Source organism: Mangrovimonas cancribranchiae (genome assembly GCF_037126245.1).
Taxonomy (GTDB): domain Bacteria; phylum Bacteroidota; class Bacteroidia; order Flavobacteriales; family Flavobacteriaceae; genus Mangrovimonas; species Mangrovimonas cancribranchiae.
Window position 1 is genome coordinate 772,591 of the sequence record NZ_CP136925.1, and the last position, 19,371, is coordinate 791,961.

The window sequence follows — 19,371 nt, forward strand, 5'->3', positions numbered from 1 at the left end:
CTGACACGGAATTATCAGGATTAAGTTATGCCACGACATGCATTGTATTTAAACTTTTGTTTCTTGGAATGTATTATTTACCCAAATTTGAGGCAGTTTATTATGCGTGCATAACGATAGGATACGTTTTTTTAACCGGGTTTTAGTGGAAATAATTAAATTGCGCAGGCTAATTTTTAAGATATGTATAATTCGAAAATAATAGGGTTAGGTTATTACGTGCCTGACAATGTGGTTACCAATGATGATTTGACGAAACTGATGGATACCAGCGATGAGTGGATTCAAGAGCGAACAGGAATAAAAGAACGTCGTTGGGTAAAACCAGGAGATGGTGATACCACATCTTCAATGGGTGTAAAAGCAGCAAAAGTTGCTATAGAACGTGCTGGAATAGATAAGGATGATATTGATTTTATCATTTTTGCCACCTTAAGTCCAGACTATTATTTTCCAGGCCCAGGAGTTACGGTTCAAAAAGAATTAGATATAAAAACTGTTGGCGCATTAGATGTGCGTAACCAGTGTTCTGGATTTGTATATGCTTTATCTATTGCAGATAACTTCATTAAAACTGGTATGTACAAAAATGTATTGGTTATTGGTAGTGAATTACACTCTCACGGGTTGGATAAAACAACACGTGGTAGAGGTGTATCGGTGATTTTTGGTGATGGTGCTGGTGCGACAGTTTTAACAAGAGAAGAAGATAATAGTAAAGGTATTTTATCAACACATTTACATTCTCAAGGGGAACACGCTGAAGAATTAAGCTTAATTGCTCCAGGAATGGGTAAGCGTTGGGTAAATGATATTATAGCCGATAATGACCCTAATGATGAGAGTTACTTCCCGTATATGAACGGACAGTTTGTGTTTAAAAATGCTGTGGTGCGCTTTAGCGAAGTGATTATGGAAGGCTTAAATAAAAACAATTTAACGCCAGAAGATATAGATATGTTAATTCCGCATCAAGCCAATTTACGTATTGCACAGTTTGTTCAAAAGAAATTTCAATTAGACGATAGTCAAGTATTTAATAATATACAGAAGTATGGAAATACTACAGCTGCTTCTATTCCTATAGCGTTAACGGAAGCTTGGGAACAAGGTAAAATTAAGGAAGGCGATACCGTTGTGTTGGCTGCTTTTGGTAGTGGATTTACTTGGGGAAGTACCATTATTAAATGGTAGAGCAATACATTCTAAAAATAGAAAAACCCGAAGCTTTAAGAAGACGCTTCGGGTTTTTCACTATTAACCAACTTAACTAACACTAAATGAAATTTAAATCTTGCTGATTAACTTATCACTCGATATTATAGACGTAAAACTGTCTAGAATATTTCATTAGAAAGTGGTTTTAACTATCATTTAACATAAAAACGAAAACCCAAGTTAAAATAACTTGGGTTTTCTGGATTAGCGATCAAACATTAACACTAACCATCAATTATTATGTTATGACCGCTAAATGTATGTTTACATAAATCCGCCGTTACCAGATTTTATATCGTTATCTCTTTGTTTACGTTTAAGCGCTCTGTATTTTCCACCTCCAAAACGATAGGATAAGGCAATGTTCCATGTATTGCTTTCCCAATTAAACTCTCCATTTGCAGGATATGGCGTGTCGTTTTTAAAGGCAAACTGCATGGTATTAAAAATATCGTTATAGTTAAAGCTAAACGTAGCACGATTATCTTCTAAAAAGCTGTAACGCAATCCTGTGTTTACAAAATACATCGGGTCTCTTTTAAATTGTACACCTTCTTCTTTACCGCGATACATAGCAAAAAGCGATAGGTTTAGTTTTTTGGTTGCTTTAAAATTATTAAATACTCTAAAGTTCCAAACCACGTTTTCAACTTCGCTATTAACTGTTACAATGTCGTTAACAGTGGCATTTGGTAAATCGTTAGAATCGATAAATTCTGTGATTCCTGTTTGAGTTTGCGAATACAAATCAAAACTACCGTTTAAGCTCCACCATTTTGTGGGTCTGTAATTTCCAGAAAGCTCTATACCATATGCCGATGTGTTGTCGAAATTTCCATAAGATAAAATGGAGTTAGCTTCTGGAACGTTTGTACGATCTATGTTGACTAATCGGCTTATTTGGTCTTCAATAATTCTATAAAATACGCCACCTGTTAAACTACCGTTAGCTAAATTCCTGGTATAGTTTAATTCGATTGAATTAGTGAATTGCGGTTTTAGCTCAGGGTTTCCGTAAGACGATATACGTGGCGTACTCCATTCGCGAATAGGGTTTACTTGTCGTAACCCAGGACGATCTACACGACGACTATAACTTAATTGATAGGAGTTTTTATCTGATGCTGTATATGTTAAAAATGCCGATGGATACACTTGAAAGTAATCATTCTCGAACGGCAAAAACTCGGTTGAATTATCGCTAAAAGTTCTTAACGGTTCAGCATCTACATTAACTTGTTCAAAACGTGCGCCTATTTGATAGCTCCATTTTTCTAATGTTTTGCCATAAGTGGCATAAAGTGAATAAATATTTCTGTTATAATCAAAATTTGTCGATGGCGTAGGAATAATGATTCCATTGTCGTTAAAAGTAACGCCTGTTGATTCGTAATCTATATTAGAGTTAAAAAGCCTAACCTCGCCACCAACTTCTAGTTTAGCTGTTTCGCTTAATGGATTTACATAATCTACATTTATGGTTGTTTGGTCGCGTTTTGTATCAACAAAATCCATGTAATCGTCTGGAAAGTCAAAGTTGATGTAATTAAAATCTGCTATTTGATCTTGAGTAAAATTGTTGTAGTCAATTTCAACATCTAAGGTTTCATTTTCTTTTTTAAACTTATGTTTATAAGCTAGGTTGTATTGGCCAGAAATATTGTCGGTTTCATCGCCGAAAATTTGTTTTCTAGTTGTGGTAGCATTGGTTAGCAACGTAATTCCAACGCCATTACCATTAAAAAAGTTCTGATTAGTGAAAACCGAAATGGTATTGTTGTCGTTTAAGTAATAGTCAACGCCTGCTTTAAATAAATGCGATTTGTTATTGTTAAAAAAATCAAGGTTTTGTTTTGAGTTATCATCTAACCTATTTATTTCGCCAAAATTATCCCGTTTGCCAATGTTATTGCCGTAATTTCCGTAAAAGTTAAACTTTCCGTTACGGTAATTCATGTCAATAGAGCTATTAAATTTAGCGTAAATCTCTTTAGTTAATCCAAGATTTATATTTCCATTAAAACCTAGCTTAGTGTTTTTATGAAGAATAATATTTATAATCCCACTCATGCCTTCTGGATTATATTTAGCAGATGGGTTTGTTATTAATTCTATCTTTTTAATAGATGTAGATGGTATTTGGCGAAGTAATTGCGCTACAGGAACGTTGCTTAATTTACCATCTACCATAACGCGAACATTTTCGTTACCACGTAAGCTAATGTTACCTGTTTGTTGGTCGACATTTACCGAAGGTAAGTTGGTCATAATGTCTGATGCTGATGCTCCAGCTGTAGTTAAATCTTTGCCAATAGTAATCACTTTTCTATCTACTTTTTGTTGTATAGTCGATACTTCGGCAACAACAGTAACTTCATCTAAAGCAGCGGCTTCTTCTTCAAGGTAAATATCTCCTAAATTAATTCTGAAATTATCCTTGTTAATAGTTATATTTTTGGTGACGGTTTTATAGCCAATAAACTGAATATTAACTATAATGTTACCTTCTGGAATAGAAGATATTTTAAAGTTACCATTATCGTCGGTAATCGTTCCGGTAATTGTTTTTCCAGAAGTATTTTTAATAACTATGGTAACATACGGCATAGGTTCTTTTAATGCAGCATCGATTACTTTTCCTGTAATGGTGCCATCTTTAAATAAGGCATTGACTGAGTTTTGTGCAGATGAAGCTATCGTGATGATAAACGCACAAAATAATAATACATGTTTCATTTGATTGGTTTTAGTTAATTTATTTTGATTGATGAACTTTTTGTTCTATTATCATAGACGCTTAATGCAGGTTGCTGTTACCGTATTTAACACTACTTAACAACATTTTAACAGTATGAAGAAAAAAACATTAGTTTTTGGGGCATCGCTTAAACCCAATAGATATTCTAATTATGCCATTAATAAATTGGTAAATAATGATGTAGAAGTTGTAGCTTATGGTTTAAAAAAGGGAGAAGTAGCAGGTGTTGATATTCAAACAGAATTGTTAGATTATAACAATGTGCATACGGTAACATTATATGTCAATCCAACACATCAAAAGGATTATTACAACTATATTGTATCGTTACAGCCTAAACGAGTTATTTTTAATCCAGGTACCGAAAATCCTGAGTTTTATAAGATATTAGAAAAGAACAATATCTTTTTTGAAGAGGCTTGTACGTTAGTGTTGCTTTCTACGAATCAATATTAAACCAAGAAACATTAAAAGTCCGTTAATAATTAAGATTTCAAACCCTATTTGATAGCCATTAAATAGTTTTGGCGAGTATGCATTTATAAAGTAGGAAATAATAGGCGCTATTATAGCGATAATCCAAACGTATTTGTCTTTAATGTCAGATTTGGTTAAAATTCCAAAAGCAAATAAACCAAGTAATGGTCCATAAGTATATCCGGCAGCTTTAAATAACTCCCAGATTACCGATACATCTTTAAAAATAAGATCGAAAAGAAGAATAACAACAATTAACACAAGACTTGTTATTACATGAACAGTTTTTCGTGTTCTTTTTTGTGCTTGTTTGGGTTTTTTATCTAGTTCAATAATATCAATACAAAAAGCAGTTGTTAACGATGTTAAAGCCGAATCGGCACTGGAGTAAGCAGCAGCAATAAGTCCTAATATAAAAAATGATGAGGTGGCGATGCCAATTTCAGGAAGCATAGCGATTGTAGGAAATAAATTGTCTTTTTTTGCTGAAATACCATTCTCGGCTGCGTATTGTGTTAACAAAAGACCAAGAACTAAAAACAACAGATTTACAAAAATTAAAACCACGCTAAAAGAAATCATGTTCTTTTGGGCATCTTTTAAAGTTTTACAGGTTAAATTTTTCTGCATCATATCTTGGTCCATTCCAGTCATGGTTATGGTAATAAACATACCTGATAAAATACTTTTTATAAAATATTGAGGGTCGTTAACATCATCTAAAAAGAAAACCTTACTCATAGCGCTAGAGGTTACATTATCGTATATAGCACCAAAACTGTGTAAGTCCATGGAATTGGCTATAAATATAATAGTTACTATAACAGAGACTAACATGAATAGCGTTTGTAAGGTATCAGTAAAAATAATTGTTTTTATACCGCCTCGAAAGGTGTAAAGCCAAATAAGTAAAATGGTTGTGGTAACGGTTATAAAGAAAGGAATACCAAATTGATCAAAAATAAGTAATTGTAACACTTTTGCCACCAGAAAAAGTCTAAATGCAGCACCAACAGTTCTGGAAACCAAGAAAGCAACAGAGCCAGTTTTGTATGAATAATTCCCAAACCTATCTCTAAAATACGTGTAAATAGAGGTTAAATTAAGCTTGTAATATAATGGTAATAATATATAAGCAATAACCAAATAGCCTAGTAAATAACCAAAAACCACTTGCAGGTAACCAAATTGTTTATCTTCTACAGCACCAGGCACCGAAATAAAAGTTACACCAGACAAAGAAGCACCTAACATACCAAAAGCTACTAAATACCATGGTGCCGATTTATTAGCTTTAAAAAAAGCCTCGTTAGTATCTTCCTTTCCTGTAAAATACGAAATAATTATAAGCACAATAAAATAAGCAAGTATTAAAGCAGCTATAAAGAATGGAGACATAATTTAGATGTTGTTTATAAATTACAAATGTAGGAGTATTTCTTTAATGTAAAATCGTAAATTCGCAGCTATGGAATTTTCTTCAAAATTATTGGAAAAAGCAGTTAACGAAATGTCGCAACTTCCGGGTATTGGAAAACGAACAGCTTTACGTTTGGTGTTACATTTATTAAATCAGCCAGAAGAACAGTCTATACAATTAGCTAATGCTTTAAGTCAGCTTAGAACTGAAATCAACTTTTGTAAAAGTTGCCATAATATTAGCGATACAGAGCTTTGTGAGATTTGCTCAAATCCAAGAAGAACAGCCGAAATAATTTGTGTTGTTGAAGATGTGCGTGATGTTATGGCTATAGAAAATACAAGCTCGTTTAAAGGGTTGTATCATGTGTTAGGGGGGAAGATTTCACCAATGGATGGTATTGGACCTACCGATTTAAATATTCAATCTTTAGTTGAAAAAGTAAAAAATGGTCAAGTAAAAGAACTTATTTTTGCGTTAGGCTCTACTATGGAAGGCGATACGACAAACTTTTACATTTATAAGCAAATTCAAGATTACGGTGTAGAAACATCAACAATTGCCAGAGGAATTTCCGTAGGAAATGAATTAGAATATACAGACGAAATTACCCTTGGACGAAGTATAGTAAATAGAATTCCTTTTGAAACGTCTTTAAAATCATAAAACCTATTGAAACTTTCTGTTGTTATACTAAACTATAATGTGCGTTACTTTTTGGAGCTTTGCTTAATAAGTGTTCGTGAGGCTATAAAAGACATAGATGCCGAAATTATAGTCGTCGATAACCACTCGCCAGACGATAGTTGCCAAATGATAAAAGATAACTTTCCTGAAGTTGTTTTGATAGAGAATAAAGAAAATCTCGGGTTTTCTAAAGGTAATAATATTGGAGTGTCCAAGGCAAAAGGAGAATATATATGTATTTTAAATCCAGATACAGTTGTTGCAGAAAATACCTTCAAAACCCTATTACAGTTTAGTGAAACGCAAAAAAAATTAGGCATTGTAGGCTGTAAACTAATCGATGGTGCTGGAGCATTTTTACCCGAAAGCAAGCGTAATATTCCTACGCCAAAAGTTGCGCTATACAAAATGCTAGGGTTTCCAAAACAGTATTACGCTAATCAAACAACTCAAAATAACACTGGTGAGGTGCCTATTTTAGTAGGCGCTTTTATGCTGTTAAAAACAGCAGTGTATAAAGAAGTTGGTGGATTTGATGAAGACTATTTTATGTATGGCGAAGATGTAGATTTATCATACAAAGTTCTAAAAGCAGGATATAAAAATTATTACAACGGTACAACAACTATTATCCATTACAAAGGAGAAAGTACCTTAAAAGACGTTAGTTATGCTAAACGGTTTTATGGCGCTATGCAAATCTTCTACAAAAAACACTTTAAACGGCATATACTGTTTAATGCTGCTGTTTGGTTAGGTATTAAGCTAGCTTATCTATTCCGCAGAACTCCAGAAGAAGTAAAAAAGCAGAAGCAAAATGTGGTATTTGTGTCTCAATCTAGTATAGCTGAAACTCTAGAGCAAACTCTAAATAGACCTCTCAAATTAGAACGTCATTTAAAAACAATAGAAAACAATACAGAAGTTATTTTTGATAATAACACCATGACATTCAAATCAATCATTCAAGAAATGATTGCGTTTTCCGATAAAAAAGCGATATCATTTAAAATTTTACCTAAAAATGCTACCTTTATCCTAGGAAGCAATAGCTCAAAGTTTAGAGGAGAAATTATCCCCTTAACAAATAATTAATTAAATAAAACACAAAAAAATCGACGTTTTTTCGTTAATTTTGCAATCGAAAATTTAAAAACGACCTTTTCATTAAAGATATGGCAAAATTTGAATTGAAATTACCCAAAATGGGAGAAAGTGTTGCCGAGGCAACAATTACATCATGGCTAAAAGAAGTAGGTGATACTATCGAAGCCGATGAAGCAGTATTGGAAATTGCTACCGATAAAGTAGATAGCGAGGTGCCTAGCGAAGTAGATGGAACATTAGTTGAAAAACTATTTAATGTTGATGATGTTGTACAAGTAGGGCAAACCATAGCAATTATAGAAACCGATGGCGATGCGCCAGTAAGTAACAATACCCCAAAAGAAGAGACTAAGCAAGAAACGGCTAAAGAACCTGCTATTGCAGAAGTGTCAAAAACGGTAGAAGTTGCTAAAGAAACAGTTGAGCCTATAGTATCTTCAGGAGAGCGTTTTTATTCGCCACTAGTGAAAAATATTGCCAAAAAGGAAAGTATAACACAAGCTGAGTTAGACGCTATGCCTGGAACAGGGAAAGATGGTCGTGTAACAAAAAATGATATTTTAGCTTATTTAGATAATCGTTCAGCGCAACCAGCTAAACCGCAATCTACTCAGGCACAACCAAAAGCAGCAGCGCCAAAAACTGAAAGTGCTCCAGTAATTCCAACAGGAGATGATGAAGTGATAGAAATGACACGTATGGGCAAACTTATTGCACACCATATGGTAGAATCGACACAAACATCAGCGCACGTGCAAAGTTTTATTGAAGCCGATGTAACTAAAATTTGGAACTGGCGTAAAAAAGTAAAAGACGACTTTAAAAAACGTGAAGGCGAAAACTTAACGTTCACCCCAATATTCATGGAAGCTGTAGCCAAAGCATTACGTGATTTTCCAATGATGAATATCTCCATGCAAGGCGATACCATTATCAAGAAAAAGCATGTTAATTTAGGTATGGCAGCAGCCTTGCCAGACGGAAACTTGATTGTTCCAGTAATTAAAGATGCCGATCAGTTAAACCTAGTTGGGTTAACTAAAAAAGTAAACGATTTAGCCAACCGTGCTAGACAAAATAAGTTGAAACCAGACGAAATACAAGGCGGAACTTATACTGTTACCAATGTAGGAACCTTTGGTAGCGTTATGGGAACCCCAATTATTAATCAGCCACAAGTAGGTATTTTAGCGCTTGGTGCTATTAGAAAAGTACCAGCCGTTGTGGAAACACCAGAAGGCGACTTTATAGGCATTCGTTACCGTATGTTCCTATCGCACTCTTACGACCATAGAGTAGTAAATGGAGCCTTAGGTGGACAGTTTGTAAAAGCTGTGAAAGATTATTTAGAAGCTTGGGATTCTAATAGAGAAATCTAGAGCTCTCTAAAAAGAAACTAAATAAAAAAAGCACGGTTTTAAATCGTGCTTTTTTGTTTCGTTAAGCTTTTATTCAACTAAAAGGATATTCTTCACAATTCTAATTATCTTTGCTTAAAATTGATGCTAAAAATGAGCTTAAACCTTAATAAACCTATCTGTTTTTTCGATTTAGAAACGACGGGAATAAACATTTCAAAAGACCGTATTGTCGAAATTTCTATTTTAAAAGTTTACCCTGACGGAAAAGAAGAGCGTTATACACAATTGGTAAACCCAACCATTCCTATTCCGCCAGAAACAACAAAAGTGCATGGAATTTCAGATGAAGATGTGGCCGATAAACCAACTTTTAACGACATAGCCAAAGAAGTTAATACCATGATTAAGGATTCAGATTTAGGTGGTTTTAACTCTAATAGATTTGATATTCCGTTATTAGCCGAAGAAATGTTACGTGCCGAAGTAGATTTCGATATGAAAAATCGCGTATCTGTCGATGTACAAACTATTTTTCATAAAATGGAACAACGTACATTAAGTGCAGCCTATAAATTTTATTGCGATAAAACACTAGAAGACGCTCATAGTGCAGAAGCCGATACGTTTGCAACATACGAAGTGTTAAAAGCGCAAATACAACGTTACGACGATTTAGAGAACGACACCAAGTTTTTAGCCGAGTTTAGCTCTCGAAAAAAGTTTGCCGATTTTGCAGGGTTTATCAGTTACAACAAAAAAGGCGAAGAGTGTTTTTCCTTCGGAAAGCATAAAGGGAAACGTGTGGTAGACGTGTTAGAGCAAGAACCAGGCTATTTTGGGTGGTTGCTAAATGCCGATTTTCCATTGTATACCAAAAAAGTATTAACAGCTATTAAACTAAGAAGTTTTAATAATAAACTAAGCTAAACGCATGAAGCTTATTTGTATAGGACGAAATTATACCGAGCATATTGCCGAATTGGAAAATGAAAAACCAAGTGAACCGGTGGTGTTTCAAAAACCAGACACGGCTATTTTATTAAAAAAACAACCCTTTTTTATACCAGATTTTTCTAACGATGTACATCATGAAGTTGAGGTTTTGGTGAAAATAAACCGTGTAGGAAAGTATATAGATAAAAAATTTGCCCATAAATATTACAACGAAATTGGCTTGGGTATCGATTTTACAGCTCGCGATCTTCAAAAGCAATTAAAAGAAAAAGGCTTGCCTTGGGAAAAAGCAAAAGCTTTTGATGGCGCTGCGGTTGTAGGTAAATGGATAGCAAAATCAGAGGTTCAAAACTTAAATAGTTTAAACTTTTCATTAGAAAAGAATGGCGACATTGTACAAGAAGGCAATACCAGTCATATGCTCTGGAAAATTGATGAGATTATAGAATATGTATCAAAATATTTCACTTTAAAGATAGGAGATATTATCTTTACAGGAACGCCTGCAGGTGTAGGCAAGGTAATTGCTAATGATAAATTGAAAGGCTTCTTAGAGGGAAGAGAAATGTTTTCAATAACAGTAAAATAATGGAAGAAAATTACAAACTATTTAGAGTAAGAGAACTGGCAGATAATGATGAGGATTTTATAAAAGCACTAGTTGGAGCTTTTTTAGAAGAAGTACCAGAAGATGCCGAACGTCTTAAAAAAGCCGTTGCAGAAAAAGACTATCATACAGCATATCAAGCGGCTCATAAAATGAAACCTACAGTCGATTTGTTTGAACTAGGTGTTCTGGCAGACTTAATAGAGGTACAAGATTGGGGTAAATTTGAAAAAACAGACTTAGATATCACCAATAAGTTACATATTGTTTTAGAAGCTGTAGACAATGCAACTCAAGAATTAAAATCAGATTATAATTTGTAATGCAAGCAGAAATCATAACCATAGGTGATGAAATTCTCATTGGTCAGGTTGTCGATACAAATTCAGCTTATATAAGTAAAACCCTTAATAAAATTGGGGTTTCTGTGTATCAAATTACATCGGTTCAAGACGATAAAGATCATATTTTAAAAGCTTTGCAAGAAGCCGAAAGTAATGCCGATATCATTATTATTACCGGAGGTTTAGGGCCAACTAAAGACGATATTACCAAAAACACCATTGCCGAATATTTTAATGATGAATTAATTGTTGACAAAGCAGTACTAAAAAATATAGAGCACCTTTGGGAAAACCATATCAAGAAACCATTACTACAGGTTAATAAAGATCAAGCTTTAGTGCCATCAAAAGCACAGGCCTTAATGAATATTTATGGAAGTGCGCCAGGCATGTGGTTGGAAAACAATAACAAAGTATTTGTCTCGCTTCCTGGCGTGCCGTTTGAGATGAAAGCACTTATGGAAAATGAAGTCGTTCCAAAATTGAGAACCAAATACAATTTTCCATTCATCAAGCATAAAACCCTATTAACCTACGGCTTAGGAGAAAGTTCTTTAGCAGAACGAATAGAAGTATGGGAAGATAACTTACCTAGTTACATTAAATTAGCCTATTTACCTAATTTGGGTAAAGTAAGATTAAGACTTTCAGGAAAACATACAGACAGGGCATTGCTTGAAACCGAAATGGAGCAGCAAATTCAACAATTGCTCCCTCAAATAGAAGATGTGTTTTTTGGGTATGAAGAAGATGGAAACATCGAGGCTATTGTTGGTAAATTATTAGCTAAAGAAGGTAAAACTATAGCAACAGCAGAAAGTTGTACAGGAGGAAAAATAGCAGAAAGCATTACCTCAGTTGCTGGAGCATCAGCATATTTTAAAGGAGGGATTGTAAGTTACGCCACCGAAACTAAAATTAATGTTTTAGGTATTAATAAACGTATTATCGATAACTATTCGGTTGTTAGTGCTCAAGTGGTCGAAGCTATGGCAACAAATACTTTAAAGAAATTTAATGTAGACTATACTATTGCAACAACAGGAAATGCGGGACCAACAAAAGGCGACTCAAATGCCGAAATAGGAACGGTGTTTATTGCAATTGCAACAAAAAACAATGTATATTCCAAAGAATTTAACTTTGGAAACCATAGAATAAAGGTTATAAATAAAGCCGTAAATAAGGCTTTTGAAATGCTTCAGAAAGAAATTTTAAAAAAGTAACAAATTTAGTTTGTTGATATTGTAAAGATTTCTTAAATTTGCAGCCTGTTTTGAAATAACACACAATAAAGTTAGAAAAGATGTCAAGAGTTTGTGAACTTACTGGGAAAAAAGCGATGGTTGGAAACAACGTATCTCACGCGATGAATAAAACTAAACGTAAATTTGATGCAAATTTAGTTAAAAAGCGTTTTTACATTCCTGAAGAAGATAAATGGGTAACTTTAAAAGTTTCTACATCTGCATTAAAAACCATTAATAAAATTGGTATTTCTGCAGCATTGAAACAAGCTAAAGCCAAAGGGTTTATAAAATAATTGCAGAACGTATAAAGATTACGAAAAATGGCAAAGAAAGGTAATAGAATACAAGTTATATTAGAATGTACAGAGCACAAAGAATCTGGACAACCAGGAACGTCTCGTTACATTACAACAAAAAATAAAAAGAATACGCCAGATAGAATGGAGATTAAAAAATACAATCCTATTCTTAAGCGTATGACAGTTCATAAAGAAATTAAATAATACAGAGTCATGGCAAAGAAATCAGTAGCATCATTACAAACAGGATCTAAAAGGTTGAGCAAAGCTATTAAAATGGTAAAGTCACCTAAAACTGGAGCATATATGTTTGTTGAGTCTATCATGGCTCCAGATCAAGTTAACGATTGGTTAAAAAAACAAGGTTAATCAACCTCGTTAATCGATTAACGTAAAAATATTTAAGCAGCTTTCAATAATTTGAAAGCTGCTTTTATTTTATATTTGCTTTAATTTTTATGACAAAATTTCACATTTCCTTTTTGGGCAAGAAATTTGACATAAACATTTTATACTAATTGAACTATAATGAGTTTTTTTAAAAAAATATTTTCTTCAGAAAAAAAAGAAACCCTTGATAAAGGGTTAGAAAAATCTAAAACATCTTTTTTTAATAAATTAAGCAAAGCTGTTGCAGGTAAATCCAAGGTCGATGATGATGTACTCGATAATTTAGAAGAAGTTTTAGTAACTAGCGATGTGGGAGTTGAAACCACATTAAAGGTTATCAAACGTATTGAAGCACGTGTTTCACGCGATAAATATCTAGGAACCGATGAGCTTAACGCTATTCTTCGTGAAGAAATAGCAGGCTTGTTAAGCGAAACTAATATTGGCGAAGCTACCGAGTTTTCTATTCCTCAAGGCAAAACACCACATGTTATTATGGTAGTTGGCGTAAATGGTGTAGGAAAAACAACTACTATAGGAAAATTAGCCTACCAATTTAAAAAGAAAGGTTTAAAGGTTGTTTTAGGTGCTGCCGATACCTTTAGAGCTGCCGCTATCGATCAACTTCAAGTTTGGGCGGATCGTGTAGATGTACCTATTGTAAAACAATCTATGGGAAGCGATCCAGCTTCGGTAGCTTTCGATACGTTACAGAGTGCTGTAAATCAAGATGCCGATGTGGTAATTATAGATACTGCTGGCCGACTTCATAATAAAGTAAACTTAATGAACGAGCTTACAAAAGTAAAGCGCGTTATGCAAAAAGTAGTTGGCGATGCACCACACGATGTGTTATTGGTATTAGATGGTTCTACAGGACAAAATGCTTTCGAGCAAGCCAAACAATTTACAGCAGCTACAGAAGTTACCTCTTTAGCCGTAACTAAGCTTGATGGAACAGCAAAAGGTGGTGTGGTGATTGGGATTTCAGATCAATTTAAAATTCCAGTTAAATATATTGGCGTTGGCGAAGGTATTGAAGATTTACAAGTATTTAATAAGTTTGAATTTGTAGATTCATTTTTCAAGTAAAGAATTTTGTATCTTTATAGGAATAGTTGCTTATGTCATCTCATTCCATATATCATAACTTCATTATTAAAGTTTCCCTAAAGGAGGTGTTTGACGCTGTGTCACACCCCCAACATTTGGACAATTGGTGGACGCTAAAAAGTTCTGGTGAACCAAAACTGGGGACAACTTACAATTTGAATTTTACTGATGCGTATGATTGGTATGGTAAAGTAGCGGTTTGTGAACCAAATAATTCTTTCCATATAAAAATGACCAAAAGTGACAAGGATTGGGAGCCTACTACTTTTGGATTTGATTTACAAGAACACGACCAAGGAACCTATGTCAGGTTTAGTCATGTCAATTGGCCTGAGATGAATGACCACCTAAAATTCTCCTCGTTTTGTTGGGGCATGTTACTCAATGGACTTAAAGATTATTTGGAAAAAGGTACCGTAATTCCTTTTGAAAATAGAAACTAACTACTGAATTACCGCATTTATCTTTTCCCATAAGTCATTATCAAAATTGGATAAGGCAAAATTACTGCCATCAGCAGATTCTCCCATTCTTATAATGACCAATTGTTCACTGGGAACGACATAAATCTTTTGGTCATTTTTTCCTAAACCAGCGTACATATCGGCTGGTGCGTTAGGAATAAGTTCTCCTGGAAATTCTATTTGCGATTGAGGCAGATGAAAGCTAGTCTTACCATTTAACCACCATAAATACCCGTAAGCTAGATTAATGTTTTGTGATGTGTTGGTTGCTTGTTGTAAATAGGATTCAGAAACGATTTGTTCATCTTCCCACTTTCCATTGGCATAAATCATTAATCCAAAACGAGCCATACTTCGTGTATTACTGAAATAGACATTTAAATTATCCAGATCAATCCAACTTCCCGTCATACCTATTTTATTTTTCAATTGATTTTCAAAATAGGTATCCCAATTTTGGTTTGTGGCAGCTGCAACCACATCCTGAATTTTCACATAAACATTGTGGTAGGCCCATCGGTTACCAGCGTCTGCAAGGTATTGCAAGTTTTCTGAAGAGACGTCATCGCCCAAACTGTCATCAAGACCCGAGGTCATGGTAAGTAGGTGCTTGTTGGTTATCAAATTTTCTTTTTCCAAGGGAGCACTAGTCCAACCAGTTCCCAAGTAATTGGAAACAGGTGTTTCAATATTTAAAAAACCTTGATCTTGTGCGATGCCAGCAACCGTTGTAGATAGGGTTTTACCTGCACTTGCCCAATACCAAGGCGTTCCTGCTTGGTGACCGTTCATGTAAGCTTCCAGAACTATTTTACCATGATGGAGCATGATAAAGCTTTTGGTGTTTTTTTCTTCTAAAAAATCTAACAAGGGTTGAATTTGACTGTCATTATATCCCAATGAAGTTGGAGGTATAGATTCCCATTCTTCCGAATTAGAAGGCGGGAAATAAAGATCTTGAGTTACTGGAAAATTGCTTTCTGGTTCTGTATTTGGCGCGTCGTCAGACGATTGACAACCAAATATATACAGGGATAAGATTAAAGATAGGTAGATAAGGCGCTTCATAACAATGTTTTACATTTAGATGTATAAAAATATAAAAGGTTTAATTAAGGTTGTATCTTTGCCCTCTAATTTTTGTAGAATGAGAACAAAATCGCGCAAGAAAAATAAGATTAATGTAGTTACACTTGGCTGTAGTAAAAATGTTTATGATAGTGAAGTGTTAATGGGACAGCTTAAAGCCAATGGAAAAGAGGTTGTTCATGAAGAAGAAGGGAATGTTGTGGTTATTAATACTTGTGGATTTATTAATAATGCTAAAGAAGAAAGTGTGAACACCATTTTGGAGTTTATGCAAAAAAAAGAAGCCGGCGATGTTGATAAAGTGTTTGTTACAGGGTGTTTAAGTGAGCGCTATAAACCAGATTTAGAAAAGGAAATTCCGAATGTTGATCAGTATTTCGGAACGACTGAATTGCCGGGATTATTAAAAGCTTTAGGTGCCGATTACAAGCATGAACTTATAGGAGAACGCTTAACAACAACGCCTAAAAACTATGCGTATTTAAAAATTGCTGAAGGTTGTGATCGTCCGTGTAGTTTCTGTGCCATTCCATTAATGCGAGGAAAACATAAAAGTACCCCAATAGAAGATCTTGTCTCTGAAGCTGAAAAGTTAGCCACAAACGGTGTTAAAGAGTTAATTCTTATTGCGCAAGATTTAACCTATTACGGGTTAGATTTATACAAAAAGAGAAATCTTGCTGAGTTGTTAGAAAACCTTGTAAAAGTAGAAGGAATAGAATGGATTAGACTACATTATGCGTTTCCAACAGGGTTTCCAATGGACGTTTTAGATGTTATGAAACGTGAGCCTAAAGTCTGTAATTATATCGATATTCCATTACAGCATATCTCAAATCACCTTCTTAAAAGTATGCGTCGTGGTACAACTAAAGAGAAAACCACAAAACTACTTAAAGACTTTAGAAAAACGGTACCTGAAATGACCATTCGTACCACGTTAATTGTTGGTTACCCTGGAGAAACCGAAGAAGATTTTCAAGAACTAAAACAGTGGGTGCAAGAAATGCGTTTTGAGCGTTTAGGATGTTTTACATATTCTCACGAAGAAAACACACATGCATATACTTTGGAAGATGATGTTCCAGAGGAAGTTAAACAACAAAGAGCCAACGAGATTATGGAGGTGCAATCTCAAATTTCGTGGGAGCTAAACCAAGAAAAAATAGGTAAAGAATTAACAATTGTTATCGATAGAAAAGAAGGGAATTACTTTATTGGCCGTACCGAATTTGATTCACCAGATGTAGATAATGAAGTGTTAATAGATGCTTCAACAACATATCTTAAAACAGGGGAATTTGCTAAGGTAAAAATAACAGATGCTTCAGATTTCGATTTATATGCTGAAGTTTTAACAAACTAATTAAAAGCAGCATTTTAACTTAATTCGTTCTAAAAGTTTATGTTTTTGTAAACTTGTAAGTTAATCTGTCACGTAATTGTATTTCACTTTATATTTTATTAAATTTAAAAGGCTACAACACATTATAGTTGTATAAGTTTTATTTATAGATAAAACAAGAGCATAGTTTTGTTTTATTATAAATTTAACTGTCTAATAACAAATTAAATTTAAAAGATATGGGAGGAAACAATCAGCATTCAAATGGCGAAGGAAAATGTCCTTTTTCTGGAGCAGCACCAAAACATGCCGTTGGCGGAACAAAAAATAAAGATTGGTGGCCCAATCAATTAAAAGTTAGTATACTACGTCAAAATTCTACATTGTCCAATCCTATGGACAAAGATTTTAATTATGCCGAAGCTTTTCAAAAACTAGATTACCAAGCACTTAAAAAAGATTTAAATGATTTAATGACCGACTCTCAAGAGTGGTGGCCAGCAGATTTTGGTCATTACGGTGGATTGTTTATCCGAATGGCTTGGCACAGTGCCGGAACCTATCGTATTGGCGATGGTCGTGGAGGAGCAGGAGCAGGGCAACAGCGTTTTGCACCATTAAATAGTTGGCCAGATAATGCCAATTTAGATAAGGCAAGAAGATTATTATGGCCCATAAAACAAAAATATGGGAAAAACATTTCCTGGGCAGACCTTATGGTTTTAGCAGGTAATGTCGCTTTAGAGTCCATGGGCTTTAAAACGTTTGGTTTTGCAGGAGGAAGAGAAGATGTTTGGGAGCCCGAAGAAGACGTTTATTGGGGATCAGAAACCGAATGGTTAGATGATAAAAGATATTCAGGAGAACGAGATTTAGAAGATCCGTTGGCAGCTGTTGTTATGGGGCTAATTTATGTAGATCCTGAAGGGCCTAATGGTAATGGTGATCCTGTTTCGGCGGCAGTAGATATTCGGGAGACCTTTAAGCGTATGGCGATGAACGATGAAGAAACTGTAGCATTAATAGCTGGAGGACATTCCTTTGGTAAAACGCATGGTATGGCAGATCCTAGTAAATATGTTGGTCCAGAACCAGAAGCAGCTTCAATGGAGACACAAGGTTTTGGTTGGATGAGTAGTTTTAATACAGGTAAAGGTAAGGACGCTATAACTGGCGGACCAGAAGTAACATGGACGCAAACCCCAACACAATGGAGTAATCTGTTTTTTAAAAATTTATTTGAATATGAATGGGAAAAAACAAAAAGTCCTGCTGGAGCAATTCAATGGGTAGCAAAAGATGCTGAAGCTAGTATTCCTGATGCTTTTGATGGTTCTAAAAAACATAAACCAACCATGTTAACTACAGATTTGTCATTACGTTTTGATCTTGAATATGAAAAGATTTCTAGACGTTTTTACGAAAATCCAGATGAATTTGCCGATGCTTTTGCAAAAGCCTGGTATAAATTAACCCATCGCGATATGGGGCCAACGTCTAGGTATTTAGGCCCAGAAGTGCCAAATGAGGAATTAATTTGGCAAGATCCAATTCCTGTTGTAAATCATGAGTTAGTTTCTACTGAAGATATCACAAACCTTAAAGAAAAAATAACTAATACAGGATTATCGGTGTCAGATTTAGTTTCTACTGCTTGGGCTTCGGCTTCTACATTTCGTGGTTCAGATAAGCGAGGAGGTGCTAACGGCGCTAGGGTACGACTTGCACCACAAAAAGACTGGGAAGTAAATAATCCTAAAACATTATCAAAAGTATTATCGGTTTTAGAAAGTATTCAAAATGAGTTTAATACCTCAAATGGAAATAAAAAAGTATCCTTAGCTGATTTAATTGTTTTGGCGGGTAATGTTGGTGTTGAGAATGCCGCAAAAAAGGCAAGGTTTAATGTAAATGTATCGTTTGCACCAGGTAGAATGGATGCTTCTCTTGAAGAAACAGATGTTGAAGCTTTTGAATATTTAGAACCAGCGGCCGATGGTTTTAGAAATTATCGCAAAACAAAATTTCCTGTATCTACAGAAGAGTTATTAATAGATAAAGCCAATTTATTAACCTTAACAGCGCCAGAAATGACTGTTTTAGTTGGTGGTATGCGCGTTATGGAGGCCAATTACGATAACTCTAAACATGGTGTGTTTACAAATACTCCTGGAGCGCTTACTAACGATTTCTTCGTGAATTTATTAGATATGAGTACCGAATGGAAATCAACCTCTGAAGATGAAGAAACGTTTGAAGGACGTGACCGAAAGTCGGGAGCGGTAAAATGGACAGGAACACGAGCAGATCTTGTTTTTGGCTCTAACTCTGAGTTAAGAGCATTGGCCGAGGTTTATGCTTCTAACGACTCTAAAGAAAAATTTGTTCACGATTTTGTCTCAGCTTGGGAGAAAGTTATGGAATTAGACCGTTTTGATTTAAAACAATAGATTTTAATAACTATCAAAAAGCAAGCTAATTTAGCTTG

General features: G+C 34.7%; 19 protein-coding genes. 16 read left to right on the forward strand and 3 right to left on the reverse strand.

What is annotated here, in order from left to right:
• Window positions 1–183 precede the first annotated feature (183 nt).
• On the forward strand, window positions 184–1,194 hold the full coding sequence (locus tag R3L15_RS03445; RefSeq protein ID WP_338733242.1) for a beta-ketoacyl-ACP synthase III: 1,011 nt from the start codon (window positions 184–186) through the stop codon (window positions 1,192–1,194).
• 288 nt (window positions 1,195–1,482) lie between these two features.
• Here R3L15_RS03445 and R3L15_RS03450 read toward each other — a convergent pair whose 3' ends face one another.
• Window positions 1,483–3,954, reverse strand: a complete 2,472-nt coding sequence (locus tag R3L15_RS03450; protein WP_338733243.1) for a TonB-dependent receptor domain-containing protein — start codon at window positions 3,952–3,954, stop codon at window positions 1,483–1,485.
• 115 nt (window positions 3,955–4,069) lie between these two features.
• Here R3L15_RS03450 and R3L15_RS03455 point away from each other — a divergent pair, with 115 nt between their 5' ends.
• A complete protein-coding gene (locus R3L15_RS03455; RefSeq protein ID WP_338733244.1) occupies window positions 4,070–4,432 on the forward strand; it encodes a CoA-binding protein in 363 nt (120 codons plus the stop codon).
• Here R3L15_RS03455 and R3L15_RS03460 read toward each other — a convergent pair.
• Window positions 4,403–5,851: a sodium:solute symporter gene (locus tag R3L15_RS03460; RefSeq protein ID WP_338733245.1), complete on the reverse strand. Its 1,449-nt coding sequence runs from the start codon at window positions 5,849–5,851 to the stop codon at window positions 4,403–4,405. The two genes, R3L15_RS03455 and R3L15_RS03460, sit on opposite strands and share 30 nt — an antisense overlap.
• A 70-nt stretch (window positions 5,852–5,921) precedes the next feature.
• Between R3L15_RS03460 and recR the strand changes: the two genes are divergently transcribed.
• The 12 genes from recR to R3L15_RS03520 all read left to right on the forward strand — a co-directional run bounded on the left by recR (window position 5,922) and on the right by R3L15_RS03520 (window position 14,428).
• Window positions 5,922–6,539 (forward strand): recombination mediator RecR, encoded by a 618-nt coding sequence (recR, locus tag R3L15_RS03465; protein WP_338733246.1) that lies wholly within the window; start codon window positions 5,922–5,924, stop codon window positions 6,537–6,539.
• A 6-nt stretch (window positions 6,540–6,545) separates the two neighbouring features.
• A complete protein-coding gene (locus R3L15_RS03470) occupies window positions 6,546–7,655 on the forward strand; it encodes a glycosyltransferase family 2 protein (RefSeq protein WP_338733248.1) in 1,110 nt (369 codons plus the stop codon).
• Between the two features lie 80 nt (window positions 7,656–7,735).
• Window positions 7,736–9,046: a dihydrolipoamide acetyltransferase family protein gene (locus R3L15_RS03475; protein ID WP_338733249.1), complete on the forward strand. Its 1,311-nt coding sequence runs from the start codon at window positions 7,736–7,738 to the stop codon at window positions 9,044–9,046.
• A gap of 132 nt (window positions 9,047–9,178) precedes the next feature.
• The gene (locus tag R3L15_RS03480; protein WP_338733250.1) at window positions 9,179–9,955 is read left to right on the forward strand and encodes a 3'-5' exonuclease; all 777 of its coding nucleotides are present in this window, start codon (window positions 9,179–9,181) and stop codon (window positions 9,953–9,955) included.
• A 4-nt stretch (window positions 9,956–9,959) separates the two neighbouring features.
• Window positions 9,960–10,571, forward strand: coding sequence for a fumarylacetoacetate hydrolase family protein (locus R3L15_RS03485; RefSeq protein WP_338733252.1), 612 nt, complete (start codon window positions 9,960–9,962; stop codon window positions 10,569–10,571).
• A complete protein-coding gene (locus R3L15_RS03490) occupies window positions 10,571–10,912 on the forward strand; it encodes an Hpt domain-containing protein (protein ID WP_338733253.1) in 342 nt (113 codons plus the stop codon). Before R3L15_RS03485 ends, R3L15_RS03490 begins: the two co-directional genes overlap by 1 nt.
• Window positions 10,912–12,159, forward strand: a complete 1,248-nt coding sequence (locus tag R3L15_RS03495) for a competence/damage-inducible protein A (protein ID WP_338733254.1) — start codon at window positions 10,912–10,914, stop codon at window positions 12,157–12,159. The genes R3L15_RS03490 and R3L15_RS03495 overlap by 1 nt, the downstream gene beginning before the upstream one ends.
• Before the next feature lie 80 nt (window positions 12,160–12,239).
• Window positions 12,240–12,476 carry a 50S ribosomal protein L28 gene (gene rpmB, locus R3L15_RS03500; protein WP_125467475.1) on the forward strand — a complete coding sequence of 79 codons (237 nt, stop codon included), beginning with the start codon at window positions 12,240–12,242 and terminating at the stop codon, window positions 12,474–12,476.
• Window positions 12,477–12,503: 27 nt separating this feature from the next.
• Window positions 12,504–12,686, forward strand: a complete 183-nt coding sequence (rpmG, locus tag R3L15_RS03505; protein ID WP_207099256.1) for a 50S ribosomal protein L33 — start codon at window positions 12,504–12,506, stop codon at window positions 12,684–12,686.
• Between the two features lie 9 nt (window positions 12,687–12,695).
• Window positions 12,696–12,851, forward strand: a complete 156-nt coding sequence (locus R3L15_RS03510) for a DUF4295 domain-containing protein (protein ID WP_338733258.1) — start codon at window positions 12,696–12,698, stop codon at window positions 12,849–12,851.
• A gap of 159 nt (window positions 12,852–13,010) precedes the next feature.
• Entirely contained in the window at window positions 13,011–13,964 is a 954-nt protein-coding gene (gene ftsY / locus R3L15_RS03515) for a signal recognition particle-docking protein FtsY (protein WP_338733260.1), read from the forward strand.
• A gap of 32 nt (window positions 13,965–13,996) precedes the next feature.
• Window positions 13,997–14,428, forward strand: a complete 432-nt coding sequence (locus tag R3L15_RS03520; RefSeq protein WP_338733261.1) for an SRPBCC domain-containing protein — start codon at window positions 13,997–13,999, stop codon at window positions 14,426–14,428.
• On the opposite strand, the gene R3L15_RS03525 is transcribed toward R3L15_RS03520, so the two are convergent.
• Window positions 14,429–15,517 (reverse strand): serine hydrolase, encoded by a 1,089-nt coding sequence (locus R3L15_RS03525; RefSeq protein ID WP_338733263.1) that lies wholly within the window; start codon window positions 15,515–15,517, stop codon window positions 14,429–14,431. It abuts the gene before it with no gap.
• A 79-nt stretch (window positions 15,518–15,596) separates the two neighbouring features.
• On the opposite strand from R3L15_RS03525, the gene rimO reads away from it, so the two are divergent.
• Together rimO and katG are read left to right on the forward strand one after the other, a co-directional pair.
• Window positions 15,597–16,904, forward strand: a complete 1,308-nt coding sequence (gene rimO, locus R3L15_RS03530; protein WP_338733265.1) for a 30S ribosomal protein S12 methylthiotransferase RimO — start codon at window positions 15,597–15,599, stop codon at window positions 16,902–16,904.
• Window positions 16,905–17,122: 218 nt separating this feature from the next.
• Complete coding sequence (gene katG / locus R3L15_RS03535) at window positions 17,123–19,333, forward strand: catalase/peroxidase HPI (protein ID WP_338733266.1); 2,211 nt, start codon at window positions 17,123–17,125, stop codon at window positions 19,331–19,333.
• Window positions 19,334–19,371: the final 38 nt, after the last annotated feature.